The following is a 26,990-nucleotide window of genomic DNA, read 5'->3' on the forward strand; positions in this document are numbered from 1 at the left end:
AGCGGCTACGGCTGAATGTTGACCGCTTCCACCTGCACCAGCAATTTCACCTTGTTTTCAAAGCCGAAATTCAGGCCCCAGGTAATTCCCCAGTCGCTGCGCTCCACCGTGGTCTCGAAGTCGCCGCCGCACACCTGGCGATTGATCAGCGGGCTCAGGTAGCAGTTGAAACGCACGGCCTTCAGCGTCACCGGCCGTGTCTGGCCCATCAGGGTGAGCGTGCCTGGCACGTCGACCACCTTGTCACCGCTGAAGTCGATGCGATCGGCCACGAAGCGGCCGGTCGGAAACTCCGCTACGTTGAAGAAATCCTTGCTCTGTACATGCCGGTTGAGCAGGTCGACGCCGGTGTTGATGGAGCTGATGTCCATCGTGATGTCCACCTTGCCGCTGCTGCCGGTGCCGTCGATCTTCACCGAGCCGTCCTTCGTGCTGAAGCGTCCCCGGTTGGTGGTGGTGCCGTAGTGGCCCATCTCGTACATCACGAAGGTGTGCGTGGGGTCGACCACGTAGTTGGCGTTCTTCGCCGGGCCACCCGCGGGCTTGGCGGCGACTGCCGGCGCGGTGTATTCCTGTGCCGTGGCCAGCGTGACGGCCGCGGCCGAGAGCGCCGCTGCAATAAGGAGCTTTTTCATGGCGATGGATGTGGAGGTCATGAAAGCGTTCTGGTGAGTGAGGGGTGTACAGGCCGGCCCGGTCAGGCGCTTCACAGGGGCCCGAAGCCCGCGAGCGTGAGCTTGAAGCGCACCTGCACCTCGTTGGCGACCACCGAGGTGTCGGTCCATTCGCCGTCGCCCACCTTGTAGTCGAGCCGCTGGATCGTAAAGCTTCCGGTGGCCACCGCGTAGTTGCCGCCGGCCGCCACGATGCCGACCGGCACCGTCACATGGCGCGCCACGCCCTTGATGGTGAGCTTGCCCGCCATCTCGAACTTGCCGTCGCCCAGCGCGTGGATGGCGCTCGACTGGAAGCTCGCCTGCGGAAAGTGCGCGGCATCGAACCACGGCTGCTTGGGCAACTCGGCATCGCTCATGGGCACGCCGAAGCCGGCGCTGGCCGTGTCGATCTGCAGCGCGACCGTGCCGCCCTCGGGCTTCCTCGGATCGAAGGCGACCTGCGCATCGAACTTCTTGAAGCTGCCTTCCACCGGCACGCCCATCTGCTTGCTGACGAAGGTGATCTGGCTCGTGTCCGCCACCAGCCGCGTGGCCGCCGGTTCGGCGCCCACGGGCATTGCCGCGGTGAATGCGAGCGCGAGCGCCGCGAAGGGCAGTAGACGGGAGAGGCGCTTCATCCGGCAGATTCCTTGCGTGGCGCAGGCCACATGCGTTTCAACAGACCGTCGCGGTCGATCCAGTGGTGCTTGAGCGCTGCCGCCACATGCAGCAGCGTGATGCCGGCCAGCGCGAACGCGCTGCCCTTGTGCAGCGGCTTGAGCACGGCCTCGGCGAAATCCTTGTCGAGCGGCACGAAGTCGGGCAGCGGCAGCACGCCGAACCAAACCACCGGCACACCGAGCGCCGAGCTGTAGGCCCAGCCCAGCAGCGGCACCGCGAAGAACAGCAGGTACATCAGCGCATGGCTGACCCGGTGCCCTGCGATCTGCCAGCCCGGCATGGCCGCCGCCACGGGCGCGGGCAGCGCTGGCGGCGGGTGGCCCAGGCGCCACAGCAGCCGCAGCGCCGACAGCAGCAGGATGGTGACGCCGGCCCACTTGTGCCAGCTGTAGAGCTTCAGCCGCAGCGGGGAGAAGGGCAGGCCCGTCATGTACAGGCCCACGCCGAGCGAGCCCACGATCATGGCCGCCAGCAGCCAGTGCAGCACGATCGCGACCGTGCCATAGCGCAGCCTGCGCGCGTCGGCGGCGGGAAGGGGGGAGGGTGTGTCGGCGGACATCGGGGGCAGGACCGGCGGCCTGTGCGCGGAGCATATCTCGGAAGCCCTTGACCCCGGTGCATGGGCCGTGCCAGGGCGCCTGTCTGTGGTCTATCCAGGTCAACGTTGTTTTTGGTGCTGCTGTTCAGGGCGTCGCTCACGCCGACACGGTGCTCTTTTTCGCGAATGTCCCCCGCTTCGCTCCTCCTTTATTTCGCGAAAAAGAGCCCCGTATCGACGTGAGCGTTGGACCGAGCGGTGGTTGATCGCAGGATCACCAGCAGCGTGCCCATGTGCGAATGACACCGGGTGCTCCCCGCAGCGAAATAAAGGAGGAGCGAAGCGGGGGACATTCGCGGAGGGGAGCTCCCGGTGTCATTCGCACTTGCCCTGAACAACAGCGCCGCGAACCGAACCCCGCATGCATCTGCCCAAGGGGCTCGAACAAGCGCTCAGCCTTGTTGCTGCGCCCTCAGCAACACACCGCGCAGCTCGTCCGGCTGCACCGGCTTGCGCAGCGCATGCCAGCCGCGCTCGGCGGCCAGCCGCTGGGTGGCTTCGTTGATGTCGGCCGAGATCAGCGCGATGGTCAGCGACGGCTTTTGCCGTTGCAGCTTCTCGGCCAGCGCGATGCCGTCGAGCGCGCCCGGCAGCCGGATGTCGCACAGCGCCGCGTCGAGCGCATGCAGGTCGGCCAGCGCCAGCGCCTCGGCGGCACTGGCATAGACGCGCGGCGACGCCTCCCACTGCCGCAGCAGCGCGGACAGGCTGTCGGCAACCACTGCGTTGTCTTCCACCACCAGCACGGCGAGCCCGGGGCGCAGCGTGGGTGGCGTGTCGACGCTGACGTGCGGCACAGGCGAGGGCTGGGTCACCACCACCGCATCACCCGAAGCCGCAGGCAACTCGAAGCTGAAGACCGAGCCCCGTCCCGGCGCCGAGCGCAACCCGACCTCGATGCCCAACTGCGCCGCCAGCCGCCGCACGATCGCCAGGCCCAGGCCGTGTCCGTGCTGCAGGTTGCGCTCCACATTGCCGATCTGCTCGAAGTCATTGAACACCCGCTCCTGCGAATCCGCCGCGATGCCGATGCCGCTGTCGCGCACCTCGACGCGCCAGGCTCGCTTGCCGCTGCGCCGGCGCGCCCGCACCGCCAGCAGCACCCGGCCGCGCGGCGTGAACTTGACAGCGTTGTCGACCAGGTTGGCAAGCACGCGGCGCAGTGACACCGCGTCGCTCCAGACGACGGTATCCGCCGGGCAACGCACCATCACTCGGCCATCGCCGGCCTGGCGCGCAAGCTCCTGCAGCAGCGGTGCCAGCGCCACCGCCACCGGCCGCAGCGGGTCGACGGCGGCCTCGATGCGGCCGATTTCGAGCAACTGGTTGGTCAGCCCCTCGAGCGCCTGCTGCGCGCGGGCCAGCGAGGCGACCGTGTACTGCACGGCCGGCATGTCCGCGCCACTTTGCAACTGCTGGCGCAGCACCTCGGCCTGCAGGCCGATGGCCATCACCGGCTGACGCAGGTCGTGGTTGGCGGCCGAGAAAAAACGCAGCCGCTCGGCCTGCGCCTGCTCGGAGGCGCGCAGTCCCGCCAGCGCCTGTTCGCGCAGCGTGCGCTCGTTCAGACGCAGGCCGATGTTTTCCTCGAGCTGGCGGGAACGCTCGGCCACCAGCTTCCACATCATCGCGATCAGGCCGATGCCGATGACGACCACCGCCACCATCATCGGCGCGCCCAGCCAGAGCCCCGTGAGGACCACCGGCGCCAGCAGCAGCGTGATCGCCAGTTGCGTGGCCGGCGTGTAGAACGACACCGAGAACGCCGACGACAGCGTCATGCCCATCAGGATCAGGCCGAGCAGCAACTGCTGGTCGACGCGTTCCGGGTTGAACAGCAGCACGCCGGCCAACCCGTGCGCCAGCTCCCAGATGCCGGTGCGCAGCGTGTGGGTGCGCTGTGCGGCGCGCAGGCTCTCGGGCGTGAACGGGTCGGGCAGCCGCTGCGGGAAGAAGCCGCGCATCGCCGTCACCAGCGTGACGAGCGCGATCCACACCAGCGCGCGCGACAGCGAGTACTGCCAGGCAAAGAGCGCTGCCACGCCGCAGTTGAGCAGGTACTGCACCAGCAGCACCGGCCCGATCGGCCGCACGGACAGCCGCAGCACCTCGCACTGGATCGCAAAGCCGTCGCCGCCGGGCGCGGCCGGGACAGCCATGGGGGCAGGGGTGGGAGTCATGGGCGAATCGACTATATAGAGAAGCACCGTGACGCGGCGACAATGGAGGCCCCTAGTCGGGCTTCCCGATGGCCAACTTTCCGTGAACGATCTTTCCTTTTTCCTGCCTTGCGCCGCCGGCGTCGAGGAATTCCTCGCCCAAGAGGTGCACGCCCTGACCGGCCGTGCCGGGCAAGACCTGCTCACGCTGCGCGGCGGCGTGCGGGTGCGTGCCGACTGGCGCGACGGCCTGAAGCTCAACCTGCACAGCCGCCTGGCGCAGCGCGTGCTGGTCGAGCTGGCCCATGCGCCCTACCGCAACGAGAACGACCTCTACGCCATCGCCAGCGGCGTGGCCTGGGAGATCTGGTTCACCCCGAAGCAGACCTTCAAGATCGAGACCACCGCCCAGCACAGCCCGCTGCAGAGCCTGAACTTCGCCACGCTGCGCATCAAGGACGCCATTGCCGACCGCTTCCGCGCCAAGGCCCACGGCGTGCGCCCCAGCATCGAGACCCAGTGGCCCGACTGCCGCGTGTTCGCCCACCTGACCACCGACCACTGCACGCTGTACATCGACACCTCGGGCGAGCCGCTGTTCAAGCGCGGCTGGCGCCAGGACAAGGGCGATGCCCCGCTGAAGGAAACCCTGGCCGCCGCCATGCTGGCCGCCAGCGGCTGGTGGAACCCCGAGACCGGCGCGGTGGCCGCGCAAGCGCTGTACGACCCCTGCTGCGGCAGCGGCACCATCGCCATCGAGGCGGCGCAGATTGCGCGCGGCATTCCGGCCGGCTCGCTGCGGCAGTTCGGCTTCGAGAAGTTGCTGCCATTCCAGGCGCATGTCTGGACTGCTATCAAAAAAGAAGCTGAATCCCAAGTGTCCACGGGCGATGTCGCGATTTTTGGGTCAGACGTTTCGCACCGTATGGTCGATTTTTCCGAGCGCAATGCCGAGCGCGCCGGCGTGGCCGATGCCATCGAATTCCGTGGTGGCGACGCCTTGCAGCGCATGCCCCCGGCCGAAGGCGGCGTGATCATGCTCAACCCGCCGTACGGCGAGCGGATCGAAGTTGGCGGCGTGGCCCGCTTCGGCGCGCGCGAAGCCGCCCAGACCTCCGGTGACGCAGAAGGCGGCGATGGCAACGGCGGCGATTTCTTTCCGCAACTGGCCACGCACTGGAAGAAGAACTACGCCGGCTGGACCGCCTGGGTGCTCACGCCCGACCTGAAGCTGCCCAAGCAGATGCGGCTGAAGGAATCGCGCCGTGTGCCGATGTGGAACGGGCCCATCGAATGCCGGCTGTTCCGCTTCGACCTGGTCCGGGGCTCCAACCGGGCGCCGCAGCAGGAAGCGGCTGAATAGGCTGAGTCACTGCTGGCGCGGGGCGCCGACGCTGCACGCCGCATTCACCGTGCGGACGGCCAGGTCGCCCGGCGCGCCCGCGAAGGTCATCGGGCGCACGTCGTCTTCCTCGAAATTCTTCACCGCGACCGGCTCGCCGACGAAGTTCGGGTGGGCGAAGTAGGTGGCACTCACATAGCGTGCGCTGCGGGCCTCGCAATCGACGCTCGCGCGGGCCAGGAAGGAGCGGAACCGCACGCCGTCCTTGCTGGTGCGGTCTTCCGCCAAGCTCATGCGCAGCGTCACGTTGCGGCGCGATCCGTTCACCTCGACGCTGGTCGGATCGACCTGCACGTAGCTGTTGCCGGCGTCGCCGGGCGAGCCGTTCAGCGTCAGCCACTCGGCCCGGACACCCGCGCCGGCGAGCAGGACAAGGCAGAGCAGCGGAAGTCGTTTCATGAAAAAGGAAGTGCGTGTTGGGAGAGTGCGCGGCGTGCAACGCGCGACCGGCGCCGCCGCATTGTCAGGCGCCGAACCCACTCGAGGCTGACGCCGACCCCGCATGGTGCAACATCGGCGATAGTCCCCACGCATCCATGACCTTTACCGCATCCGACCCTGTCGTCATCGACACCAACATCGCGCTCGACCTGCTGGTCTTCGAGGACCCGTCGTGGGATCGGCTGACCGAAAGGCTTGCGGCGGGCGAACTGCGCTGGATCGCTTCCGACGCCATGCGCACCGAGCTTGCGCGCGTGCTCGGCTATCCGCTCATTGCCAGACGCATGGCGCAGCGGGGGCTCGAAGTGCCCGCCGTGCTGGCCGAGTTCGATGCGCGCGTGCAGATGCTGGCCGACACGCCGCCGCGCGCGCCTTGCGTCTGCAGCGATCCCGATGACCAGGTCTTCATCGACCTGGCCGTGGCGCATGGTGCGCTGCTGCTGAGCAAGGACCGGGCGGTGCTGTCGATGAAGAAGCGGCTGGCACTGCGGGGTGTGGCGGTGCAGGCGGCTTTTTCGCCCTAGCTGGCAGACGTGTGGGTGGGTGGCACCCCGTGCCACTGCCCCAACAGCCGCGCCACTGCCCGCACCCGCTGCGTATCGCGTCCCCAACGCCGGCTCGCCGGCAGCTTCTGCGCCCACTTCATGCGACGCGCCGCATTGGCGATGCGCTCGCGCACCTCTTCATTCACGCCGGCCAGCGCCGCATGCCAGTGCAGTCCCGCGGCCTGCGGGGCAGCGGCTTCCAGCATCATGGCCGTCGAATGCAGATAGCTGAGCCAGTCGCGCGCCTGGCATTCGGCCAGCGTCATGACTTCGGCGGGGTCGTCCTCGAAGTCGATGTAGCCGATCACGCCGTCGGGGCATTGCACGAGGTTGCGGTCGAAGGCCTGGCTCAAGTGCTGGCCGCACAGGTGCACGGCCGCGATGGCCACAAGGCCTTCGCGCCACACGGCGAGCAGGGCGGCAGGGCCGGTGGCGGCGGCGTGGTCGAGCCGCTCCTGCAGCACGACAGTGGCGCGGCCGCTTTCGCCGAGGTCGGAGATCAGCAGGCCGTCCGCCTGCTGCGCCAGCACGGTGGGCACGCGCAGGCCGGCGGCCGCCAACTGCTTCAGGCGCCGGGCCTCGGTGGCAATGGCTGCTTCGCCGCCCGGGTTGGGCACCGGCTTGATGATGTCCAGGCGCACCATGCGCGCGACCGCCGCCATCACGCGGTAGCCCCATTTGCCGTGGCGCGGGCCGGCCTTCTTGAGCCACACGCGCTCGCTGCCGAAGCGGTGGCTCGCCACGTTCTTCTGCTGCCGCGGCAGGGTGGTGCGCAGGAACTCCGCGTAGTCGCCGGGTGCCGGCGGGTTCGGGAGGGCATCGAGGGGCGCGGGGGCCGAAGCGGCTCCCTTGCGCATCTGCAGGCGCGTCGGGGCGCCTCGTCTCAGTGGATTCATCAGGTCAGTACGTTCGCACTTCGCGCTGCGCTCATGCAGCCATGGCGAGGCCCGTGACCCGCAACCCTTGCGGGCCCTGCGTCACAGGCTGGAAGCTCTCTGCGCTGGCCAGCGGCCAGTAGGTTCTGAAAACATTGTGCTGCTCGTCGAGCGCGCCGAGCAGCGCGCCCGGCTGCACCTGCATCACCAGGTTGCTCAACAGGCGCACTTCGGTGTCGGAGATGCGGCGCACGATGTGGTGCGCGGTGATCTGCTGCGGATGGTCCAGGCCCGCGGCCTGCACCAGCTCCTGCAGCGCATGCAGCGTGCTGCGGTGGAAGTTGCGCACGCGGTCGGCCTTGGTGGGCACCACCAGCGCCTGCTGGCGCAGCGGGTCCTGCGTGGTCACGCCGGTAGGGCAGTGGCCGGTGTGGCAGCTCTGCGCCTGGATGCAGCCCAGCGCCATCATGAAGCCGCGTGCCGCGTTGCACCAGTCGGCGCCCAGCGCCATCATGCGGGCCACGTCGAAGGCGGTGATCACCTTGGCGGCGCAGCCGATCTTGATGCGGTGCCGCAGGTTCACGCCGATCAGCGTGTTGTGCACCAGCAGCAGGCCCTCTTGCAGCGGTGCACCCACGTGGTCGCTGAACTCGACCGGCGCGGCGCCCGTGCCGCCCTCGGCACCGTCGACCACGATGAAGTCGGGCGTGATGCCGGTGGCCTGCATCGCCTTGACGATGCCGAACCATTCCCACGGATGGCCCAGGCAGAACTTGAAGCCGGTCGGCTTGCCGCCCGACAGCTCGCGCAGCTTGGCGACGAAATGCATCATCTCGGTCGGATTGGAGAACGCGCTGTGCGACGAGGGCGAAATGCAGTCCACGCCCACCGGCACGCCGCGCGCCGCCGCGATCTCGGGCGTGACCTTCGGCGCCGGCAGCACACCGCCGTGGCCGGGCTTGGCGCCCTGGCTCAGCTTGATCTCGATCATCTTCACCTGCGGGTCGCGCGCATTGGTGCTGAAGCGCTCGGCGTTGAAGGTGCCGTCGTCGTTGCGGCAGCCGAAATAGCCGGAGCCGATTTCCCAGATCAGGTCGCCGCCGTGCACGCGGTGGTGCTGCGAGATCGATCCTTCGCCGGTGTCGTGCGCAAAGCCGCCCATCTTGGCGCCCTGGTTGAGCGCCAGGATCGCGTTGGCCGACAGTGCGCCGAAGCTCATGGCCGAGATGTTGAACACGCTCGCGCTGTAAGGCTGGGTACAGACCTGCGCGGGGTTGGCGTCGGCCGGCTGCGGCGTGCCGCCGATCACGATGCGGAAATCGTGGTCCTCCAGCTTCGTCGGCTGCATCGAATGGTTGATCCACTCGTAGCCCGCGATCGTCACGTTGAGCTGCGTGCCGAAGGGCCGGTTGTCCGGGTCGCCCTTGGCGCGCTGATAGACCAGCGAGCGTTGCGCGCGCGAGAAGGGCGCGGCCTCGGAGTCGCTCTCGATGAAGTACTGCCGCATCTCGGGGCGGATGTACTCCAGCAGAAAGCGGATGTGGCCGATCACCGGGTAATTGCGCAAGATGGCATGCCGGGTCTGGCGCAGGTCGTGCACGCCGGTGCCGCTGAGCACCGCGAAAACAACCACGCCGATCCAGGCCAGCCACAGGTGTGGCGACACGAAAACAGTGGCGAGGCAGGCGATCAGACCAACCACGCACAGGGCAAAGGCGCTGTAACGCGTCGGAAACGGAATAATCGTGGGCATAGAAATGAGATGACTACCAGAGCCTGCTGCATCATAGAGGGCTGCCCCGAACTTGCCATGACGACCTCCTCCGATACCCCCCAGACCCCTCCGCCCGCCCAGGAACCCCTCGGCCCCGACGATTTCGACGCCCTCGACCACGCGCTGGACGCCATGCGCGAGCACGACGAGGAAATTCCCCAGTGGGAGTTCTGCGAAGGCTTCATGGCCGCGCTGATCTGCACCCGCCGGCCAATTCCACCCGCTGAATACTGGCCCGTGCTGCTGGGCGACAGCTTCACGCCCGCGCAGCAGATGGAGTTCGTCTGGAACTGGAAGCGCCGCTGGCGCGAGATCGAAGAGGGCCTGGACGCCCCCGTCGAGACGCTGGACGACGAACGCAGTTGGCAGCCCGAGGTGCTCGACACCCGCGGCGCCATCGCCTCGTTGCCCGAAGAAGAACGCGCCGAGATGGCAGGCGAGGAAATTCCCTCGTTCGCACAGGTCTGGGCGCTGGGCTTCATGTACGCGGTCGAGAACTGGCCCGAGGAATGGGCCGCCCCGCGCGACAAGGATGCCGCGCAGATGCTCAACGACGCGCTCGACAACATCGTGGCGCTCACCGAAGACGACACCGCCAAGCCCACGGTCTCGATGTTCAGCGACGACGGCCCGCCCAGCGTGAGCCAGCAGCGGCTGGACGATTTCGGCGCCGTCATCTGGGCGGTTTACGACCTGCGCCAGCTCTGGAAGAGCCTGGGGCCGAAGGTCGAGACGATCCGCAAGGAAGCCACGCCTGGTCGCAACGATCCCTGTCCCTGTGGCAGCGGCAAGAAGTACAAGAAGTGCCACGGTGAGTAACTGAGCTTTGCATCCCGGGATGCCACCTTGCTCTTCGGTTCGTCGCGTTGTGTGGTTTGAGCGCTGCTGCTGTTCAGGGCATCGCCCACGCCGACACGGTGCTCTTTTTCGCGAATGTCCCCCGCTTCGCTCCTCCTTTATTTCGCGAAAAAGAGCCCCGTATCGACGTGAGCGTTGGACAGAGCGGTTGTTGATCGCAGGATCAATAGCAGCGTGCCCAGGTGCGAATGACGCCAGGTGCTCCCCGCAGCGAAATAAAGGAGGAGCGAAGCGGGGGACATTCGCGGAGGGGAGCACCTGGTGTCATTCGCACGCGCCCTGAATGACCCAGAACCCGCCTTGAACAAAAACACACCGACATGACCCCGCAGATACAGCGCTCCACCACAGAACCCCTGACGCCCCGAGCAGCCTGGGTCATGGTCCTCGCGCTGTGCGCCGGTGTCGCGCTGAGCCAGGCCTTTCGCACGGTCGGCGCCATCATGGCGAGCCCGCTGCAGGCCGACTTCAAGCTGTCGGCCCAGGCCCTCGGGATTTTCTCGGGGGCTTTTCATTTCGCCTTCGGCGCCATGCAGCTCTTCATGGGCATCGGCATCGACCTGCACGGTGTGCGGCGCACAGTGCTGGTGGCCTTTCCCATCGCCATCGTGGGCGCGCTGCTGTCAGCCGTGTCTTCGAGCTACCTCATGTTGGTGGCAGGGCAGGCGCTGATCGGTGTCGGCTGCGCGCCAGCATTCCTCGTATGCACCGTTTTCATCGCTCGGCACTTTCCGGCGGCACGCTTCGCCACCGTCTCGGGCATGGTGCTGGCCATCGGCGGCCTGGGCATGCTGGCCACGGGCACACCGCTGGCCTGGCTGGTGCAGGCCTACTCATGGCGCGCGGGTTTCCTGGTGCTGGCCGTGGCTGCCGCGCTGGCCTGGCTCGCGATCTGGCACTGGGTGCACGAGCCGGCTTCGGCCATGCCGCAGGTGAAGGAGTCGATCCCCGAGGCGATCCGCCAGTTCGGCGCGCTGTTCGCTATGCCGCACACGCTCGGCATCATCGTGCTCGGCGCGGTCACCTATGCAGCCTTCATCTCGCTGCGCGGGCTCTGGCTCGGGCCGCTCATGATGGAGCGCCACGGCTACTCGCTGGTGCAGAGCGGCAATGTGGCGCTGGTGGTGTCGGTCATCTCTCTGTTCGGCGCGCCCCTGTTCGGCAAGCTCGACCGTGACGGTGCCGCCGCGCGCCGCCGCTGGATCGTGGCCTGCGGGCTGGTCTACGCGGCGCTGTTCGCGCTCATCGCTTTTCTACACTCGGCCTGGCTCGACATCGGCGGCATGGTGCTGATCGGCGTGCTGTCGGGCTTCATCGTCTGGCAGTACGCCGACGTGCGCGGCGCCTACCCGGTGGCGCTCACCGGGCGCGCGATGGCCGTCTTCACGATGGCCATGTTCCTCGGCGTGGCGTTCATGCAATGGGGAACGGGTGTCGCGGCCTCGATGGCCGCAGCGCATGGCGCCGACCCGCTGACCGCGGTGCTGGCGACCATTGCCGCACTGCTGGTGCTGGGCATCGTGGCCTTCGCGTGGCTGCCCGCGCCGAAGGCCGGCTCGTTCAAATCTTGAAGGCGCGCTGGATGTCCGGCCGAACGAGGTCGGCATATTCGCGGTGCTTGCGGATGTAGCCCGCAATGAACTGGCACACCGGAATCACATGCAGCCCCTTGGCGCGGGCCTCGTCGAGCACGTGCTTCGCGATGCCCGAGCCCACGCCCTTGCCTTCGTGTTCCGGCAGCACCTCGGTGTGCGTGAACATGATCGCTTCGGTCAGCAGGTTGTACTCGGCATAGGCCGCGAGTTTGCCGTCGAGCGTTGCCTCGTAGCGGTGCAGGGCTTCGTTGTTGGTGAAGGCGAGGTCGGTGGTATTGCTCATGGTTGGCGTGCCAGGAAGGCGGCAAGGTTGGTGGCGGCAGTGGCGCGCACTTTCTTGCGCAGCATCGGTGTCCAGCCGAGCAGCAGGCCCGGCGTGCCCAGGGCCTGGCGCGACCAGGTCCAGAACGGGAAGCTGTCGCGGTGCGTCGCGATCAGTCCTTCGGGCGTGAAGGTGAAGCGCGCGTCGATGCTGTTGTCGACCAGGCGACCGGTGGCGCTGAAGCGGTAGTGCGCGTCCCAATGGGCGCTGCCCGTGGTCTCGTCGGCCTGCACGTCGCTCCACTTCAGGCGCCACACGTCCGCGCCCTTGGCGCGCGTGGCCAGGGCCAGCATGCGCCACATGCCGCCGACCTCACGCCGGCCGCGCAGCGAAAAAGCCTCGTCGTCGAATTCCGCGTCGGGGGCGTAGCAGGCGGCCATGGTGGCGGCATCGAGTTTCGAGAAGGCGCTGTAGAAGCGCTCGATGGTCTGGGCATTGGTGGCTGCGGTCATGGGGCCTCTGGGGTTGGGGAGCGGGGTCACATCACCTTGAACAGGGTGCGCGCGAGGAAATCATAGACCGTGTGGATGCGCCAGGCGGTGCACCGCGAGCCGCTCGGGCAGTTCGCTGAACGGCACCGCACGGTCGCGCCGGACCGTCGGCGAGTTCATGAAAGCCTGAGCCTCGACGAGGGGCGGCCTCTATCGCGCGAGCAGTTCGACCAGCGTCTGCAGCGCGTAGTGCACCGTGGCCGCGCGCACCGTGGCGCGGTCGCCGTCGAAGCGCCGGCGTTCGGTGCGGACCTCGCCATCGACCGACCAGCCGAACCACACAGTGCCCACCGGCTTGTCGGGCGTGCCGCCGGTCGGCCCCGCCACGCCGGTGACGGCCAGCGCCACGCGCGACGGCGGCGAGTGCGCGATCGCGCCCGTGGCCATGGCACGCACCACCGGCTCGCTGACGGCGCCGTTCGCCGCGATGACCGCGGCGTCCACGCCCAGCAGCTCGGTCTTGGCGCCATTGGAGTAAGTGATGAAGCCGCGCTCGAACCATGCGCTCGAACCTGCAAGCTCGGTGCAGGCGGCGGCAATCAGCCCGCCCGTGCAGCTTTCGGCGGTGGCCAGCATCCAGCCCTTTTGCTGCAGCAGGCCGGCCACGGTCACGACCAGCGCGGGCGTGTCCTGGTCGGCGAGCGTCGGCGACGCGGAAGACAAGGTCGAAGAAGAATCCATCATCGGTTTTTCACCATGCGCGCCAAAGCGCAATGACCAGCAGCGTGCAAAAGGCGGCCACCAGATCGTCGAGGATGATGCCGAAGCCCGCGCGCCACCAGCGCACTTGGGCCGCATCGCGCTGCTTGAACAGCGCGTCGGCCCAGGCCACCGGTCCGGGCTTGGCGGCATCGAAGTAACGGAACAGCGCGAACGCGATGGCCTGCGCGAGCAGCCCGGCCGGCGTGACCAGCCACAGCACGATCCAGAAGGCGACCACCTCGTCCCACACCACGGCGCCGGGGTCGGCGATGTTCATGTCGCGCGCGGTCACCGTGCAGGCCCACCAGCCGATGGGCAGCGACGCCAGGACGATCCAGCCGATGGTGGCGGGCGTGAACCACAGCTGCATCACCACGAAAGCCACCCAGGCCCACAGCGTGCCCACGGTGCCGGGCGCGAAACGCGGCAGCCCGGAGCCGAAACCCAGCGCGATGGCATGCGCGGGGTGCGAGAACAGAAAGCGGACGGTGGGGCGGGGCAGCGTGGGTGTCGGCATGGGGCCGGTGGCGTCGTGGATGTCGCGGGTATCGGAGGAAGAAACGGCTTGCATCAGGGGCAGAAGTGTCGCGCATCTGCGCCCTGGCCCGCGCGCCGAAGTTTCTATTTATCAAAGCAATAGCTTGTTTAATTAAGTGGGGCCACCTAGTATTCGGACTCCTTTCCGTCCTTCGTGTCTGCCATGTCGTCTTCTTCTTCCGCCGATTCCGCCGCCTTGCAAGCGCCGTCCCCCACCGCCGCATGGAGCGAGCTGTTCACCGGCCGCAATGGCTGGCGTGCGCTTGCATTGACCGGCGGGGTCGCGCTGCATGCCATCAACGTCCACATCGTGACGACCGTGCTGCCATCGGTGGTGCGCGAGATCGGCGGGCTCGACTGGTACGCCTGGAGCACCACGCTGTTCGTGGTCGGCTCCATCCTCGGTGCCACGCTGTCGGTGCGGTTGCTCGCGGTGCTCGGGCCGCGTGGTGCCTGCCTTGCGGCGCTGGCGGTGTTCAGCGCCGGCTCGGTGGGCTGCGCGATCGCACCGGCCATGCACTGGATGCTCGCCGGCCGCACGGTGCAAGGGCTCGGCGGCGGCATGCTCGCCGCGCTGAGCTACGGGCTGATCCAGTTGGTGTTCGCGCAGCGGCTCTGGCCGCGCGCGGTGGCACTGGTGTCGGGCATGTGGGGCGTTGCCACGCTGTGCGGGCCGGCCGTGGGCGGGCTGTTCGCGCAGGCCGGGCACTGGCGCTGGGCCTTCTGGTTCCTGCTGCCGGTGGCCGCCGCCCAGGCGGTGCTGGTGCTGGTGCAACTGCGGCCCTCGGCCGGTGTGAAGCATGAACGCCCCGCGACCCTGCCGCGCGTGCCGGCCCTGCAGATCGGCCTGCTCGCGGCCTCGGTGCTGGTGATTGCCGCGAGCGGCTTCCTGTCCGACCTGCCCTGGCAGGCCGCCGGCGTGGTGCTCGGGCTGGCCATCGGCTTCGCCGCCACGCGCATCGACCGCAGCGCCACCGTGCGTGTGCTGCCCACCGGCGCCTATGCCGTGCGCACGCCGCTCGGTGCCATCTACGCCAGCGTGGCGCTGCTGCTGATCGGCACCACCACCGAGATCTTCGTGCCGTACTTCCTGCAGTTGCTGCACGGCCATTCGCCGCTCATGGCGGGTTACCTCACGGCGGCGATGGCGGGCGGCTGGAGCGTGGGCTCGCTGCTGTCGTCGGGCCGCAGCGGTGCTGGGGCCGACCGCATGCTGCGCGCCGGGCCGGTGATCTGCACGCTGGGTCTGGTTGCGCTGGTGCTGCTGCTGCCGGCACCGGGCCTGCTCGGCGCGGGCTTCGAGATGGTGCTCGTGGCCATCGCGCTGGCAGCAGTCGGCCTGGGCGTGGGCATCGGCTGGCCGCACCTGGTGACGCGGGTGATGTCGCTGGCCCCCAAGGGCGAGGAAGGCCGGGCCTCCGCCTCGATCACCACGGTGCAGCTCTATGGCATGGCTGTGGGCGCGGCGGTGGCGGGGCTTGTCGCCAATGCGGCGGGCCTGACCGTGCCGGGCGGCACCGAAGGCGGGCGCTCGGCAGCCATCTGGCTGTTCGCGAGCTTTGCGCTGGCCCCCGCGCTGGCGGCGTGGCTGGCGTACAGCACCGTGGCGCGGCGGACCTGGTGAACGGGCCCCGCCGGGTTCAGGCGACCACGCCTTCCCAGGCCAGCGCCCGCTTGCGTGCCCGCACGCGCTGGGCTTCGCCGCGCAGCATCGCCACCAGGTCGTAGACCTCGGCCGGCAGATGCGCGCCGCGCCAGGCCACATGCTGGTCGGCGCGGCACAGCACCAGGCGGTGCGTGTAGGCCTTGGGCACGTCCTCGGTCTCGATGTCCAGCACCGTGAGCGGCATCTTGTAGGCGCGTGCCGCATGCTCGATCGGCTTCACGTCCACGCTGCGGTCGAAGCGCAGCAGCGTGTAGCCGGGCCCGAAGGCGTCGTAGAGCGAACGGCCGTCGGCCAGCCAGAAATGCGGTGCACGGCAGCCGGGCACGGTGGACGGCGTGAAGTCGCCCATCGAATAGGGCGGCGCCGTGTGTTCGCCGTCCGCAATGATGATCGGCGAGCCGCTGTAGAAGTAGCCGAAGTTCAGCCCGCCGCAGCAGAACTGCTGCACGTTGAGTTCGTAGGCCTCGCGCCCGATGTCGGCCCGCAGCGCATCGCCCGCGGGGCCGGGCTCCTCGATGTTCGACGGCACGGCGCGGCGCGCGCGAATCATCTTCTGCGCATGGTCCATCGCGAAGTTCGACACCTGCTCGGTGATCGGCTGGCGCTCTGCTTCGTAGGCATCGAGGATCGCCTCGTCGCCCCAGCCCTGCACGCAGGCGCCCAGCAGCCACGAGAGATTGAGCGCATCGGCAATGCCCGCGTTCATGCCGTAGCCCGCATAGGGCACCCACAGGTGCGCCGCGTCGCCGGCCAGGAACACGCGGCCTTCGCGGAAGCGGTTGGCCACGAGGCGACGGCCGATCCAGTCTTCCTTGCTGATGATCTCGTACTCGAAGTCCGGTCCCACGCCCAAAATTTCGCGCAGCGAGCGGTCGCGGTCGACCGAATCGAACTCGGGCTCTTCGGCGTTCAGGTGGTTGTGCACCAGCCAGGTCTCGTGGCCGTCGATGGCGAACATCGTGCCGCAGCGGCGCGGGTTCATTGCGTAGTACGACCACGCCGGCTTGCCCGGGATCATGGCGCGCAGTTGCGGCGCGCGGATGAAGGTCGACTGCACGCGCTGGATGACGGGCGTGCCTTCGAGCTTGGCGCCGATCTGCTTGCGCACGGCGGAGCTGCCGCCATCGCAGCCCACCATGTAGCGGCAACGGATGCTGCGCGTCACGCCGCTGTCCATGTCGGTGGCAATGGCGGTCACGCCGCCTTCGTCCTGCGTGAAGCCCGCGAACTGCGTGCGGTTGAGGAGCGTCACGCCCGGCAGCGCGGCCGTGTGCTTCAGCAGGATCGGCTCCAGGTAGATCTGGTTGATGCGGTGCGGTGGCTCCGGCGTGGGCCACCATGCGTCGGGGCCTTCGGTCTCGGTGTGGCGGTCGCGCCGGCACGGGATGGGAATGCGCGTGAGTTCGGCGCCCGTCACGCTGGTGCGGAACACCACGTCGTTCGGATAGTCCGCGGGCAGCCCCGCATCGCGCAGCTTCTGCGCCACGCCCAGGCGGCGGAACTGCTCCATGGTGCGCGAGGCCACGTGGTTGCATTTCACGTTCGGCGGCTCGGCGAAATGGCGCGTTTCGCAAATGATCACAGAGACACCGCGCGAGGCGAGGTCCATCGCCAGCGTGAGTCCCACGGGGCCCGCGCCGACGATCATCACGTCGGCGGTCAGTGCGGTGTTGTCAGTCATGTCTTCCAAGAAATTCTGTCAGTCGAGCCGGATGTTGGCGGCCTGGATGACCTTCGCCCACTTCTTCGTTTCGGAGCGGATGTAGGCCTCGAAGGCTTCGGTCGAGCCCGGTGCCGGCTCCGCGCCGAGGTTGCGCATCGAGGCCTTGATCTGCTCGTCGCCGAGCGCGGCGTTGATCTCCGCATTGAGCCGCGCCACGATGGGAGCGGGCGTGCCGGCCGGTGCCACCACGCCGAACCAGCCAGTGGAGTCGTAGCCGGGCAGCCCGGCCTCGGCCACCGTGGGCACGTCGGGCAGCATCGGCACACGCTGCGCGCTGGTGACCGCGAAGGCAATCAGCTTGCCGGCCCGTATCTGCTGCAGCGAAGCGGGCAGGTCGACCAGCGCAAGCGGGATCTGCCCCGCGATGGTGTCGAGTGCCGCCGGACCCGAGCCGCGATACGGCACCTCCACCAGCTTCACATCGGCCATCTGTGCGAACAGCGCCGCCGACAGGTGCATCGCCGTGCCGTTGCCGCCGTGCCCGATCGACAGTCCGCCCGGCTGTGACTTCGCCAGCGCGATCAGTTCGCGCTGCGTGCGCGCCGCGATCGAGGGATGGCCGACGATCACGAAGGGCGTGGCCGCGACCATGCCCACCGGCTTGAAGTCCTTGATCGGATCGAAGGGCATCTGCGGATACAGGCTCACGTTGGCGGTCAGCGCGCCCGCTGCGCCCAGGCCCAGCGTGTAGCCGTCGGCCGGTGTCTTGGCCACCAGCGAAAGCCCCACGTTGCCGCCGGCGCCGGGCCGGTTGTCCACCACCACCGGCTGGCCCAGCTTCTCGTTGAGCCGCGGCACCAGCATGCGGACCACCGCGTCGGCGCTGCCGCCCGGCGGGAATGTCACGACCATGCGGATGGGTTTGTTCGGATAGTCGCCGGCCGGAGCCTGCGCGAAAGCCGCGCCACCGAGGACCGTGCAAGCCGTCGCCAGCATCAGCTGCCGACGCAGTGCGCTCGTCCCGCAGGCGAGGGGAACTGTCATCGAGACTCCTTGAATATGCATGTCGGTTCGAGTGAGCATTGAACGATGGCATGATTCATTCGTAAATCAAGAAATATCGAATGAAATATCATTTTTCCTGATGAATACGAACTTCAGTCCTACGATCCGCCAGCTGCGCGCTTTCCTGGCCGTGTACCAGTTGCGCAAGCTCAGCACGGCGGCGCAAAGGCTGTTCGTCACGCAGTCGGCGGTGAGCATGCTGATCCGCCAGCTTGAAGACGGACTGGAAACGCGCCTCTTCGACCGCACCACGCGCTCGCTCAAGCCCACGGCGGCGGCCGAGCAGATGATGGTCACGGTCGAGCGCATCGTGCGCGATATCGATTCGCTCTCGAACGATTTCCGCGAACTGGCCACGCTCGAGCGCGGCCGCGTCACGCTGGCCATCACGCCCACGCTCGCGGGCTTCCTGCTGCCCGATGCCATGCGCGCATTCAACGAACAGCATCCGAAAGTGCGCGTGCTGGTGAACGACTGCGCGCCCGACCAGTTCATCTCGCGCATCATCGGCGAGCATGTGGACTTTGGTATCGGCACGCCCGAGCGGCCCGGCACCGAGGTCGAGGTGCAGCGCCTGATGCGCGACCACCTCGCGCTGGTGTGCCGCAGCGACCATCCGCTGGCCAAGGCGCGCGTCGTGCGCTGGAGCGACCTGGGCCATCACCCCGTCATCACCGTGCGGCCCGGCTACGGCGTGCGGCCGCTCATCGACGGCACTGCGGCCGAAGCCGGCGTGACGCTCGACGTGGTGAACGAAGTCTCTTTTCTCTCCACCGCGATCTGGATGACGGCTGCCGGCATGGGCGCGTCGATCATGCCCTCGGCCTTTGCGCGTGCCGAGGCCGATCCGTCGCTGGTGATCAAGGTGCTCAGCGCGCCGCGCGTGGCGCGCGACATCTCGATCGTCACCAAGCGCGGCCACTCGCTCTCGGCCGCGGCGCGCGCCTTCATCGAGGCACTGAAGCGCTCCCTATGATTCTTGAGTCCGGAACAACAGGAGGGCCTTGCGCCATGAGAATTTTCATTCAACGTCTCGGGGCACTGTCGCTCCTCGTGGCCTTCAGCTTTGCGCTGGTGGCCTGCGGCAACAAGGAGGCCGAGCAACGCACCGCCTTCATCGCCTTCCTGCAGACCCGCGTACTCGACAAGCCGGGCCTGCACGTGCCGACACCGACCCCCGAAGAAAAAACCTCGTTCGGCGACTATGCGCAGCACTATGCGGTGATCACCGACTTCAACGAGGGCATGAACCAGTCGGTGAGCAAGCCGATGGGCGAGGTCATGGCCAAGGGCGCGCTGCGCTCCATTGCCGACCTCGCTTCGCGCCGCGATGACCTCAAGGCCGCGAAGGAAGGCTTGGGTGGTTTGCGCACCGCCCTCGACCAGCAGGTCGCCAAGGCCGATGCGGCGCACGCGCAACTCAAGCAGCCCGACGACCTGAAGCAGGTCTACGACAAGGCCTACGAAAGGACCGTGACGATGCCGGCCACCACGTTCAAGGACGTGTTTCCCGCGCTCGACACCGTGTTCGACAGCGCACTGACCATCGGCGATTTTCTGCAGCAGAACAAATCGAAGATCCAGGTCTCCGGCAACTCGGTCACCGTGACCGACCCGGCTGTGCAGGCCGAGCTGAACAAGATGCTGCAGCAACTGAACGGCCAGTCGGCCGCCATCAACGCCGCCCAGCGCAAGATGCAGGCGATGGTCCGCGGGTCCTGATCAGACGAAGTGGTCGAACGAGCCGAAGCGCTGCGCCACCGGCGCGCCGCTCGCATCGACGATGCGCAGGCCCGCTTCCGCATCGATGCGGCCGATGCGCGTGACGCGCGTCGCGCTGTCCTTGCCGGCCTGTTCGACCGCACCGCGCGCTGACGGTGGCGCGGTAAAGACCAGCTCGTAATCGTCGCCACCCGACAGCGCGCAGGTGCGCAGGATTTCCTTGCTCAGGCCAGGCGCCTCGACAGAGATCAGCGCAATCGCCGCATCGGCATCGAGCGTGGCGCCCACGCCGCTCGATCCGAGGATGTGGCCCAGGTCGCCGATCAGCCCGTCGCTCACATCCACCGCCGACGTGGCCGTGCCGCGCAGTGCCTGCCCCAGTGCCACGCGCGGCGTTGGCTGTTCCATGCGCGTGCGTGCCGACTCGAAGGCATCGGCCGACAGCGCGACCGTGCCGCGAAAAACCTCCAGCGCCAGCCGTGCATCGCCCAGCGTGCCGCTGACCCAGATGTCGTCGCCCACGCGCGCACCCGAACGCAACAGCGCCGCGCCGGCCGGCACTTCGCCGAACACCGTGATGCAGATGTTGAGTGGCCCGCGCGTGGTGTCGCCACCCACCAGCTCGCAGCCGTGCGCGTCGGCCAGCGCGAAGAGGCCGCGCGAGAAGCCTTCGAGCCAAGGTTCATCCACACCCGGCAACGCCAGCGCGAGCGTGAAGGCCAGAGGCTTCGCGCCGCAGGCCGCGAGGTCGCTGAGGTTCACCGCCAGCGCCTTGTGGCCCAGCCGCGCCGGATCGACGGTCGAGAGAAAGTGCCGGCCCTCGATCAGCATGTCGGAAGAAACGGCAAGCTGCATGCCCGCAGCCGGCGCGAGCAAGGCGCAGTCGTCACCCACGCCGAGCGGCGAGCGCGTGGCGGGACGCTTGAAGTAGCGCGTGATCAGGTCAAATTCACCCATCGGGGGAGCATAAGCGCTCGCGGCCGGAGTGGCGTGCGTGCCCGTGCATCCTTAAAAAGCAGGATGGCGGTCCGCGCCGCGAAGCTCCAGAATCCGCCGGATCAACAAATGCACACGCCGGGGGAGAGCGCCATGCACCAGTCCAACACCACCACGTCAACCACAATCGCAGGCAAGGGGGCTGACAGCCGGCGCCGCGCATTCCTTGCGGCATGCGCCGCATGCGTGCTGGCAGGCTGTGGGTCTTATGTTCCCGACCGGGCTTGGCAACGCGTGAGTTGCAAGGAACCTCGCCAATGCACGGACGACGAATACACCGATGCGGTGAAGCCGGCACCGGTCTTCGTCAGGCGCGACGGATGGTGGACCTACCGCCAGGCGCTTCCAGCAGGCACGGACCCCGCCAGCTACATCCCACAGAGCCTGCCGAAGGCGTATCTGGAATTCAATGCCGAAGGCTGGCCGCACGATGTCAATCAGCTGGATGCCGTCGAGCGCTACCTCAAGAACACGCACAAGCCCTTGTTTGTGCTCGTCTACGTGCACGGGTGGCATCAGAACGCGAGCACCGTCGCTTCCGACGAGGGCGAGAACGCCGTCAAGTTTGACGACCTGCTCGCGCGCACGAAAGATTCGCTGGTGCGCAAATTCCCCGATGGACGCGCTCCCGATGTCCTGGGCATCTATGTGGGCTGGCAGGGCGAAATCTACGATGGTGGCTATAGATGGCTTCGTTCCGTGGGGTCGCGCGCTCAGGTGGCCAATGACATCGCCGCCAACCCTTCTCCAGACGGCGTTCGTGGCACGCTGAAGGCCGTGGCCCAGGCGATGCGCGCAACCCATCCTGAAAGCCGCATGGTCGTGATGGGGCACTCGTTCGGAGGCCGCCTGCTGAGCAGGGCCTTCGTGCCCGACTTTCTCCAGGGCCGCCCGCAGCCCCTGGGCGAGCGGGTGCTGGTGAACACGGTCAATGCGGCGATCGGCGCGGACTACTTCACGCCGCTCTATGCGCCAGGCTTTGCGCGGGCTGAGGCGCTGCGTCCGAGCTGGATCAACCTGACTTCAAAACAAGACTGGGCCACCGGCCGGATCTACCCGATGGCGTTTTCGCTGGGATGGCTCGGACCGGAGAGGGATGAGAAGAACGATGCTTCGGGCGTGACGATTGGCCATTTCCCGACCTACATCACGCACCTGCTGGACGTCGTGCGCTGCAGCGGGAACGACTGCAGGAACGTCGACGCCCATGTGGGTGCAAAGGCATGGGCACAGGACGAGGGCAAGGGGTTCGAATACAACCAGTTCGTACAGCGATACGCCTGGACTCCGCCAGGAAACAATGCGCCCACCGACTATTGCGGCGTGCTGGTGCGGCGTCCCATGCTGTCGGTGCAGCAGCGGGAGCAGCTCAGGAGCGATGCCGTCTGCAACGTTGCGCAGGTGGACTTCGACTATCTTCGATCGAAGGATGGAGGCGACGGCTTTCCGCTGTCCGCCCGCCGGGTGCCCGCGCAGGGACGCATGTGGAACATCGAGACCAGCGAGAGCGTGCTCAACTTCCGTGTGCCGAGCCTTGGCAGTGCCTCTGTCCACAACGGCTACATCTCGACCGCGTGGACCCGCATGCTTGTCGACCTGATCTACGAGCCCGACTATCTGCAGGCGTGGCCTCCGGTCCTGCCTGCGACTGTGGTGACAGGGCAGAGCCAGACCGTGAGGTGAACATGCATATCTCTCCGTCTGCGCGTTGTGGATTTCCAATGGCCAGAAGCTCTGGTCGCTGGATGCCGGGCTTCGTTGTGCCGGAAGTTGAGGCGAGTCGCCTCAGGCCGCGCCCCTGAACCTCAACGCCGCCTGCCGCACCACCTCCGCCAGCAGCCGCTCTTTCCCCTGCTTCTCGCGCAGCCAGCGCGCATCGTTGCGGTTGGCCTCGACGCTGGTGCGCAGCTCGCCCAGCGCCTGCGTGGCGTTGAGTGCCTCGCTGTGCCATTCGAGCTGCGTCATCGTCATCAGGATGTGCTCGCGCAGCGGCATGTGCTGGCCGGTGGCCGGATCGACATACACCGCGTCGAGGCCGAAGCGGCAGGCCTGGAAACGGTTGTAGGTGTAGACAAGGTAGTCGTCCTCGCACGGCTCGAAGGGCTGCTCCTGCAGGAACCAGGCGGCGAGCGACTGCACGTAGCCTGCGAGCGCGGCGGCGCGCTCGATGGTGAGCGGCGTGTCGAACACGCGGATCTCGATGGTGCCGAACTCGGGCTTGGGACGGATGTCCCAGTAGAAGTCCTTCATGCTGCGCACGACGCCGGTGCGGGTCATGCGCTCGAAATACGCCTCGAATTCCTTCCAGCTCAGCGTAAAGGGCGCGCGGCCCGACAGCGGGAACGCGAACACCGAGTTGAGCCGGGCCGAGTCGAACTGCGTGTCCTGCCCCTGCACGAACGGCGACGAGGCCGACAGCGCGATGAAGTGCGGGATGTAGCGCGACATGCGGTGCAGCATCAGCAGCGCCGAGTCGGCATCGGGACAGCCGATGTGCACATGCTGGCCGAAGATGGTGAACTGCTTGCTCAGGTAGCCGTACAGCTCCGACAGTTCGCGAAAGCGCGGCTTGTCGTAGATGCGGCGCTCGTGCCATTGCTGGAAGGCATGCGTGCCGCCGCCGACCACCGCGATGTTGAGCTTGTCGGCATTGCGGATCAGCGCTTCGCGGATCGGCGACAACTGCGTGATCACGTCCTGCGCCGAGTGGCAGATGTCGGTCGAGATCTCGATCATGCTCGACGTCATCTCGGGCACCACGCTGCCGGGCAGCGGCGTTTGCGCCATCAGCCGCAGCATGTCTTCGGCATACGGCGCGAGGTCGTAGTCGTGTGTGTTGACGAGTTGCAGCTCCAGCTCGACGCCGAGCGACAGCGCTTCCGACTTGTTGAAAGGCTCCAGCTTGACCATGCGGCTCTCGGGGTCCGAGGGCAGCGGGGCCGAGCGCACGTCGTCGCTGTCCGGGTCGATGGTGGGAATGGCGGTGCTCATCGCTGCGTGTCCTCCGTGGTGCTGAAGGCCTGGGGTGCCCATGGCACCGAGCTTTCGCCCACCGCATGAATGGCCACGGTGGCAAGCACCGCGCCCACCACCTCCATCAACAGAATCGAGGGCAGGGCGACCTGCGTGATCATGGTGCCGAGCAAGGGCGAGGCGGTGGCGAAGTTCGAGGCGATCAGCAACGCGATCGACGACAGCGGCGACATCGCGCAGCCGACCCAGAAGGCCTGCTTCCAGCTTGCGCCGCTGCCCGGGTTGGCAATGGCCACGCCGGCGATCTTGGTGACCAGGCGCACGCCGATCACGGCCAGCACCACGCTGGCCACCGGCAGCGTCCAGTCGGCCTGCGCCGCGACGATGGACACCAGCACGAACATCAGCATGGTGAGTAGCGACGCTGCGGTGCCGAGCTGCCGTTGCCATGCCCACGGCTTGGGGTTGAGCGTTTTCAGCAGCACGCCGCCGATCAGCGCCGCCAGCGGTGCCGAGCCGCCGACGTGCGCGGTGAGCGCGGCGCCCGCCGCGATGAGCGCCAGCAACAGGATCGACGTGTTCTCGCTGGTCGGGCTCATCACCCGCAGCGCCGAGCGCAGAGCCAGCGCCATGATCGCGCCGACCACGAAGGACAGCCCCAGCACCACCGCCACCGGGTAGAGCTTTTGCAGCAGCGTCTGCGGCGCGCGTTCGATCAGTCCGGCCTGCGCATAGCCGAGCGCGAGTGCGTAGAAGGTATTGAGCGTGGCCAGCGTCATCGCGCGTTCGGTCACCGGGCCGGCGGCGCGGGTGTCGATGATCACGCGGCTCAGCACGGCCGGCGACGCAACGATGGCCATCAGCGCGATCGGGTTGGCCACCGGCTCGGGCAGGCCCAGCAGCATCAGCACCCAGAACACGCCGAAGTAGGTGAGCGTGGCTTCGAGCAAGCTCTGCACCAGCACCATCGGGTTGTGGCGGAACCAGCGCAGCGGCAGCCGCCCGCCGGCCTCGAACAGCACCACGGCCACGCCCAGTTCAAGCAGGAACAGGCTGATGCCGCGCAGCGGCCAGATCGCGCCTTCAAAACCGGCAAAGCCCACCACCGCGCCCACCAGCGAATAGCCGATGACTTTGGGCAGGCCCAGGTAGCGGCGCACCAGGTGGCCGGAGGCCGCAGCCGCGGCCAGCAGCAGCGACCACAGCACGGTGGGCAGGCCGGCCGAGGGGCGGACCCATTCGGACCAGAAGCCCAGCAGATCGTTGATGAAGCTCGTCAAATTCATGCAGGTAGGAAAAAGCTGATGGGCCGGCTGCGCCAGCGGGCCCAGATCGCGCTGCGGATGCGTGCGCGGTCTCCCAGGCTCACGCTGTGCGCGCGCAGCGCCAGCCGGAAGGCGAAATAGAAACTCACGCTCACGTTGAGCGCGCCGATGACCGGAATGGCCGCCACCGCCCACCACAGCGCAGGCTGCTGCAGCACCGAAAGCCCCGTGGACGCTGCGGCCGCGGCGATCTGCCCGGCCGAGAGTGTCACGTGGCGCACATCCAGCCCGAGCCCGAAGAAACCCGCGAACGCAGGCAGCAGTCCGAGCATGAGTCCCAGCGAGATGTTGGAGGCGAAGCCTGAGATGTGTGTGCGCATGAAGGTGGCCCAGCGGCGGGCCCGTGCGGCGCCCAGAAAAGCACCGATGCGTGGGTTGTAACGCATGGCGGAGTCCATGCGATGCAGGACAAAGGCGTTTTCTGTCCATCCGGCGATGATGCTGGCCGAAAACAGCAGGATGCCGGTGATTGCCGCATAAAGCGCGGTCGGCCCGGCCAGCGACAGCGAATGCAGCGTGGCCGCGGCGTGCGCCGCATCGAGCAGCGGCCGACCCAGCGCAAGCTGCACCAGCAGCGCCAGCCCGAGCATCGCCGGCACCACCACCAGCACATTGCCCAGCACGGCCGCCACCTGGGAGCGCACGAGGTTGGCAACCTCGTCGACGAAATCGTCGATGGCGGCGTCCGACTTGATGTCCCGCAGCCGCGCCGCCAGCGCGGGCGCCGTCATCGCGGGCTGCTTGGTGGCGAGCGTCAGGTGCAGCAGCTGGATCGCGACGAAGCTCGCCGCATACATCAGGCCCGAACTCAGGCCCGCCCAGAAGGCCGACAGGCCCAGCGCATAGATGCTGAACTTCAGCAGCACGGTGATGGCCGTGAGTGCGCCGCCGCCGGCCGCCTTTTTCACCATCTGCGCGTAGCTGGCGCGGTCGCGGGTGATGTAGTGCTCGCCGGTCTCGGCGCTGCGCTCGGTCACCTTGGCCGCCAGCATCGAAGAGTTCGACGCGATCAGCGCGCGGATGCTGTTGCGTTCGCCGCCTGCCAGCACCAGCCGGCCCATCAGCCGCGCCACGCTGGGCGCGGGGTTGGGCGACATCAGGCAATCGAGCAGCTCGCGAATGCGCAGCACGCGCTCGCGCAACTGGCGCAGCCGGAACACCAGGCCGACCGAGATGCCGTTGTCTTCCAGGTGCGTGTAGACCGAGGAGGCGCCGGCGCGGCAGGCGTCGAGCCGATCGCGGAAGGCCACGAAGGCGGCTTGCAGTGCTTCTTCGCTTTCTTCGCCGGGAGGCTGCTCGAACATCTGCTCGCGCAGCTCGTCGAGGTCGGCCATCAGCGCGTGGAAGGGGCGCGATGCGGCCTGCTCGGTGCTCATGCGCAGCCGCAGTTCGGGCGAGAAGCCGGCGGCCACCACCTGGCTGGCGCAATAGGTGACGGCGTCCATCACCGTGTGGCGCCAGCGCGGCGCGCCGTCCGCATCCACGGCCGCGTCGGCCAGCAGCGCGCCGATGCGCGCGAGTTGGGTTTCGTCGAGCAGCGCGATCCAGCCTGCATCGAACACACCCGGCAGCACCACGCGGAACAGGTCTGACGCATCGGTGGTCTCGGGCGTGCCGGGCAGGATCTTGCGGCGCAGCCGTTCGCCCAGCTCGCTGGCGAAGGCGGTGCGCGGCGCGAAGCCGTAGTCGGCCAGCAGCGTCGTCAGGTCGACCGTCTGCGTGAAGGCGCGCCACCAGGCACGCAGGCGCTCGCGCAGCTCGGGCCGTGCCTCGATGGCGTCGAGCAGCAGTTGCACGCGGCCCATGGCCGCCTGTGGCGAGGCGCGGTCACCGCGCAGCCAGTCGAAGAGATTGATGAGCCAGATGTGGCGCTGCGCCACATCGGCCGTGGGGTCGAGGCCGGCAAGCAGCCCCTGCAAGTCGCGAGATGCAGCAGCCATGGGG

The 26,990-nt window shown here is 67.8% G+C and carries 25 protein-coding genes; 8 read left to right on the forward strand and 17 right to left on the reverse strand.

Translation table 11 applies throughout. The features are described 5' to 3' along the window. Nucleotides 1-5: 5 nt before the first annotated feature. From H7F35_RS14940 to H7F35_RS14955, 4 genes are all read right to left on the reverse strand, one after another. Nucleotides 6-635 (reverse strand): YceI family protein, encoded by a 630-nt coding sequence (locus tag H7F35_RS14940; protein WP_187113607.1) that lies wholly within the window; start codon nucleotides 633-635, stop codon nucleotides 6-8. 71 nt (nucleotides 636-706) lie between these two features. Next, on the reverse strand, nucleotides 707-1,294 hold the full coding sequence (locus H7F35_RS14945; protein WP_187113608.1) for a YceI family protein: 588 nt from the start codon (nucleotides 1,292-1,294) through the stop codon (nucleotides 707-709). Continuing rightward, entirely contained in the window at nucleotides 1,291-1,896 is a 606-nt protein-coding gene (locus tag H7F35_RS14950; RefSeq protein WP_187113609.1) for a cytochrome b, read from the reverse strand. Before H7F35_RS14950 ends, H7F35_RS14945 begins: the two co-directional genes overlap by 4 nt. Before the next feature lie 431 nt (nucleotides 1,897-2,327). Continuing rightward, nucleotides 2,328-4,094, reverse strand: a complete 1,767-nt coding sequence (locus tag H7F35_RS14955) for a hybrid sensor histidine kinase/response regulator (protein ID WP_261803631.1) — start codon at nucleotides 4,092-4,094, stop codon at nucleotides 2,328-2,330. 103 nt (nucleotides 4,095-4,197) lie between these two features. Between H7F35_RS14955 and H7F35_RS14960 the strand changes: the two genes are divergently transcribed. Beyond that, nucleotides 4,198-5,457, forward strand: a complete 1,260-nt coding sequence (locus H7F35_RS14960; protein ID WP_187113611.1) for a class I SAM-dependent RNA methyltransferase — start codon at nucleotides 4,198-4,200, stop codon at nucleotides 5,455-5,457. 6 nt (nucleotides 5,458-5,463) lie between these two features. On the opposite strand, the gene H7F35_RS14965 is transcribed toward H7F35_RS14960, so the two are convergent. Next, nucleotides 5,464-5,895 carry a surface-adhesin E family protein gene (locus H7F35_RS14965; protein ID WP_187113612.1) on the reverse strand — a complete coding sequence of 144 codons (432 nt, stop codon included), beginning with the start codon at nucleotides 5,893-5,895 and terminating at the stop codon, nucleotides 5,464-5,466. Nucleotides 5,896-6,032: 137 nt separating this feature from the next. Here H7F35_RS14965 and H7F35_RS14970 point away from each other — a divergent pair, with 137 nt between their 5' ends. Continuing rightward, entirely contained in the window at nucleotides 6,033-6,461 is a 429-nt protein-coding gene (locus H7F35_RS14970) for a putative toxin-antitoxin system toxin component, PIN family (RefSeq protein ID WP_187113613.1), read from the forward strand. Here the strand turns inward: H7F35_RS14970 and H7F35_RS14975 are convergent. Then, nucleotides 6,458-7,378, reverse strand: coding sequence for a hypothetical protein (locus H7F35_RS14975; RefSeq protein WP_187113614.1), 921 nt, complete (start codon nucleotides 7,376-7,378; stop codon nucleotides 6,458-6,460). The two genes, H7F35_RS14970 and H7F35_RS14975, sit on opposite strands and share 4 nt — an antisense overlap. Nucleotides 7,379-7,409: 31 nt before the next feature. After that, nucleotides 7,410-9,110, reverse strand: a complete 1,701-nt coding sequence (locus H7F35_RS14980) for an FMN-binding glutamate synthase family protein (RefSeq protein WP_187113615.1) — start codon at nucleotides 9,108-9,110, stop codon at nucleotides 7,410-7,412. Nucleotides 9,111-9,167: 57 nt separating this feature from the next. Here H7F35_RS14980 and H7F35_RS14985 point away from each other — a divergent pair, with 57 nt between their 5' ends. Continuing rightward, the gene (locus H7F35_RS14985) at nucleotides 9,168-9,950 is read left to right on the forward strand and encodes a UPF0149 family protein (RefSeq protein WP_187113616.1); all 783 of its coding nucleotides are present in this window, start codon (nucleotides 9,168-9,170) and stop codon (nucleotides 9,948-9,950) included. A gap of 419 nt (nucleotides 9,951-10,369) precedes the next feature. After that, entirely contained in the window at nucleotides 10,370-11,560 is a 1,191-nt protein-coding gene (locus tag H7F35_RS14990) for an MFS transporter (protein WP_187114280.1), read from the forward strand. On the opposite strand, the gene H7F35_RS14995 is transcribed toward H7F35_RS14990, so the two are convergent. The 4 genes from H7F35_RS14995 to H7F35_RS15010 form a co-directional block, all read right to left on the reverse strand. Further along, nucleotides 11,550-11,867: a GNAT family N-acetyltransferase gene (locus tag H7F35_RS14995; protein WP_187113617.1), complete on the reverse strand. Its 318-nt coding sequence runs from the start codon at nucleotides 11,865-11,867 to the stop codon at nucleotides 11,550-11,552. The two genes, H7F35_RS14990 and H7F35_RS14995, sit on opposite strands and share 11 nt — an antisense overlap. Then, complete coding sequence (locus tag H7F35_RS15000) at nucleotides 11,864-12,358, reverse strand: nuclear transport factor 2 family protein (RefSeq protein WP_187113618.1); 495 nt, start codon at nucleotides 12,356-12,358, stop codon at nucleotides 11,864-11,866. Before H7F35_RS15000 ends, H7F35_RS14995 begins: the two co-directional genes overlap by 4 nt. A gap of 189 nt (nucleotides 12,359-12,547) precedes the next feature. Continuing rightward, nucleotides 12,548-13,078 carry a CinA family protein gene (locus H7F35_RS15005; RefSeq protein WP_187114281.1) on the reverse strand — a complete coding sequence of 177 codons (531 nt, stop codon included), beginning with the start codon at nucleotides 13,076-13,078 and terminating at the stop codon, nucleotides 12,548-12,550. Between the two features lie 10 nt (nucleotides 13,079-13,088). Beyond that, nucleotides 13,089-13,616 (reverse strand): phosphatidylglycerophosphatase A, encoded by a 528-nt coding sequence (locus tag H7F35_RS15010; protein ID WP_187114282.1) that lies wholly within the window; start codon nucleotides 13,614-13,616, stop codon nucleotides 13,089-13,091. Nucleotides 13,617-13,799: 183 nt separating this feature from the next. Here H7F35_RS15010 and H7F35_RS15015 point away from each other — a divergent pair, with 183 nt between their 5' ends. After that, on the forward strand, nucleotides 13,800-15,260 hold the full coding sequence (locus H7F35_RS15015) for an MFS transporter (RefSeq protein ID WP_187113619.1): 1,461 nt from the start codon (nucleotides 13,800-13,802) through the stop codon (nucleotides 15,258-15,260). Between the two features lie 16 nt (nucleotides 15,261-15,276). On the opposite strand, the gene H7F35_RS15020 is transcribed toward H7F35_RS15015, so the two are convergent. Next, entirely contained in the window at nucleotides 15,277-16,983 is a 1,707-nt protein-coding gene (locus tag H7F35_RS15020; protein ID WP_187113620.1) for an FAD-dependent oxidoreductase, read from the reverse strand. Nucleotides 16,984-17,001: 18 nt separating this feature from the next. Beyond that, the gene (locus tag H7F35_RS15025; protein ID WP_187113621.1) at nucleotides 17,002-18,009 is read right to left on the reverse strand and encodes a Bug family tripartite tricarboxylate transporter substrate binding protein; all 1,008 of its coding nucleotides are present in this window, start codon (nucleotides 18,007-18,009) and stop codon (nucleotides 17,002-17,004) included. 100 nt (nucleotides 18,010-18,109) lie between these two features. On the opposite strand from H7F35_RS15025, the gene H7F35_RS15030 reads away from it, so the two are divergent. Both H7F35_RS15030 and H7F35_RS15035 read left to right on the forward strand, forming a co-directional pair. Next, entirely contained in the window at nucleotides 18,110-19,006 is an 897-nt protein-coding gene (locus H7F35_RS15030) for a LysR family transcriptional regulator (protein WP_187113622.1), read from the forward strand. 35 nt (nucleotides 19,007-19,041) lie between these two features. Beyond that, entirely contained in the window at nucleotides 19,042-19,752 is a 711-nt protein-coding gene (locus tag H7F35_RS15035; RefSeq protein ID WP_187113623.1) for a DUF3053 domain-containing protein, read from the forward strand. On the opposite strand, the gene thiL is transcribed toward H7F35_RS15035, so the two are convergent. Continuing rightward, nucleotides 19,753-20,709, reverse strand: a complete 957-nt coding sequence (gene thiL / locus H7F35_RS15040) for a thiamine-phosphate kinase (RefSeq protein ID WP_187113624.1) — start codon at nucleotides 20,707-20,709, stop codon at nucleotides 19,753-19,755. It abuts the gene before it with no gap. 132 nt (nucleotides 20,710-20,841) lie between these two features. Between thiL and H7F35_RS15045 the strand changes: the two genes are divergently transcribed. Continuing rightward, nucleotides 20,842-22,431, forward strand: coding sequence for a hypothetical protein (locus H7F35_RS15045; RefSeq protein ID WP_187113625.1), 1,590 nt, complete (start codon nucleotides 20,842-20,844; stop codon nucleotides 22,429-22,431). A gap of 102 nt (nucleotides 22,432-22,533) precedes the next feature. On the opposite strand, the gene H7F35_RS15050 is transcribed toward H7F35_RS15045, so the two are convergent. The 3 genes from H7F35_RS15050 to H7F35_RS15060 all read right to left on the reverse strand — a co-directional run bounded on the left by H7F35_RS15050 (nucleotide 22,534) and on the right by H7F35_RS15060 (nucleotide 26,986). Continuing rightward, nucleotides 22,534-23,658 (reverse strand): YbdK family carboxylate-amine ligase, encoded by a 1,125-nt coding sequence (locus H7F35_RS15050; RefSeq protein WP_187114283.1) that lies wholly within the window; start codon nucleotides 23,656-23,658, stop codon nucleotides 22,534-22,536. A gap of 77 nt (nucleotides 23,659-23,735) precedes the next feature. Further along, complete coding sequence (locus H7F35_RS15055; protein ID WP_187113626.1) at nucleotides 23,736-25,007, reverse strand: cation:proton antiporter; 1,272 nt, start codon at nucleotides 25,005-25,007, stop codon at nucleotides 23,736-23,738. Next, the gene (locus H7F35_RS15060; protein ID WP_187113627.1) at nucleotides 25,004-26,986 is read right to left on the reverse strand and encodes a site-specific recombinase; all 1,983 of its coding nucleotides are present in this window, start codon (nucleotides 26,984-26,986) and stop codon (nucleotides 25,004-25,006) included. Before H7F35_RS15060 ends, H7F35_RS15055 begins: the two co-directional genes overlap by 4 nt. Nucleotides 26,987-26,990: the final 4 nt, after the last annotated feature.

Source organism: Variovorax sp. PAMC26660 (assembly GCF_014302995.1).
In the GTDB taxonomy this organism is placed as follows: Bacteria; Pseudomonadota; Gammaproteobacteria; order Burkholderiales; family Burkholderiaceae_C; genus Variovorax.

What these genes read in the sequence shown, in the direction of transcription:
- H7F35_RS14940 (WP_187113607.1), bottom strand. Translation starts at nt 635, where the DNA reads ATGAAAAAGCTCCTTATTGCAGCGGCGCTCTCGGCCGCGGCCGTCACG.
- H7F35_RS14945 (WP_187113608.1), bottom strand. Translation starts at nt 1,294, where the DNA reads ATGAAGCGCCTCTCCCGTCTACTGCCCTTCGCGGCGCTCGCGCTCGCA.
- H7F35_RS14950 (WP_187113609.1), bottom strand. Translation starts at nt 1,896, where the DNA reads ATGTCCGCCGACACACCCTCCCCCCTTCCCGCCGCCGACGCGCGCAGG.
- H7F35_RS14955 (WP_261803631.1), bottom strand. Translation starts at nt 4,094, where the DNA reads ATGGCTGTCCCGGCCGCGCCCGGCGGCGACGGCTTTGCGATCCAGTGC.
- H7F35_RS14965 (WP_187113612.1), bottom strand. Translation starts at nt 5,895, where the DNA reads ATGAAACGACTTCCGCTGCTCTGCCTTGTCCTGCTCGCCGGCGCGGGT.
- H7F35_RS14970 (WP_187113613.1), top strand. Translation starts at nt 6,033, where the DNA reads ATGACCTTTACCGCATCCGACCCTGTCGTCATCGACACCAACATCGCG.
- H7F35_RS14975 (WP_187113614.1), bottom strand. Translation starts at nt 7,378, where the DNA reads ATGAATCCACTGAGACGAGGCGCCCCGACGCGCCTGCAGATGCGCAAG.
- H7F35_RS14980 (WP_187113615.1), bottom strand. Translation starts at nt 9,110, where the DNA reads ATGCCCACGATTATTCCGTTTCCGACGCGTTACAGCGCCTTTGCCCTG.
- H7F35_RS14985 (WP_187113616.1), top strand. Translation starts at nt 9,168, where the DNA reads ATGACGACCTCCTCCGATACCCCCCAGACCCCTCCGCCCGCCCAGGAA.
- H7F35_RS14990 (WP_187114280.1), top strand. Translation starts at nt 10,370, where the DNA reads ATGGTCCTCGCGCTGTGCGCCGGTGTCGCGCTGAGCCAGGCCTTTCGC.
- H7F35_RS14995 (WP_187113617.1), bottom strand. Translation starts at nt 11,867, where the DNA reads ATGAGCAATACCACCGACCTCGCCTTCACCAACAACGAAGCCCTGCAC.
- H7F35_RS15000 (WP_187113618.1), bottom strand. Translation starts at nt 12,358, where the DNA reads ATGACCGCAGCCACCAATGCCCAGACCATCGAGCGCTTCTACAGCGCC.
- H7F35_RS15005 (WP_187114281.1), bottom strand. Translation starts at nt 13,078, where the DNA reads ATGGATTCTTCTTCGACCTTGTCTTCCGCGTCGCCGACGCTCGCCGAC.
- H7F35_RS15010 (WP_187114282.1), bottom strand. Translation starts at nt 13,616, where the DNA reads ATGCCGACACCCACGCTGCCCCGCCCCACCGTCCGCTTTCTGTTCTCG.
- H7F35_RS15015 (WP_187113619.1), top strand. Translation starts at nt 13,800, where the DNA reads ATGTCGTCTTCTTCTTCCGCCGATTCCGCCGCCTTGCAAGCGCCGTCC.
- H7F35_RS15020 (WP_187113620.1), bottom strand. Translation starts at nt 16,983, where the DNA reads ATGACTGACAACACCGCACTGACCGCCGACGTGATGATCGTCGGCGCG.
- H7F35_RS15025 (WP_187113621.1), bottom strand. Translation starts at nt 18,009, where the DNA reads ATGACAGTTCCCCTCGCCTGCGGGACGAGCGCACTGCGTCGGCAGCTG.
- H7F35_RS15030 (WP_187113622.1), top strand. Translation starts at nt 18,110, where the DNA reads ATGAATACGAACTTCAGTCCTACGATCCGCCAGCTGCGCGCTTTCCTG.
- H7F35_RS15035 (WP_187113623.1), top strand. Translation starts at nt 19,042, where the DNA reads ATGAGAATTTTCATTCAACGTCTCGGGGCACTGTCGCTCCTCGTGGCC.
- thiL (WP_187113624.1), bottom strand. Translation starts at nt 20,709, where the DNA reads ATGGGTGAATTTGACCTGATCACGCGCTACTTCAAGCGTCCCGCCACG.
- H7F35_RS15045 (WP_187113625.1), top strand. Translation starts at nt 20,842, where the DNA reads ATGCACCAGTCCAACACCACCACGTCAACCACAATCGCAGGCAAGGGG.
- H7F35_RS15050 (WP_187114283.1), bottom strand. Translation starts at nt 23,658, where the DNA reads ATGGTCAAGCTGGAGCCTTTCAACAAGTCGGAAGCGCTGTCGCTCGGC.
- H7F35_RS15055 (WP_187113626.1), bottom strand. Translation starts at nt 25,007, where the DNA reads ATGAATTTGACGAGCTTCATCAACGATCTGCTGGGCTTCTGGTCCGAA.
- H7F35_RS15060 (WP_187113627.1), bottom strand. Translation starts at nt 26,986, where the DNA reads ATGGCTGCTGCATCTCGCGACTTGCAGGGGCTGCTTGCCGGCCTCGAC.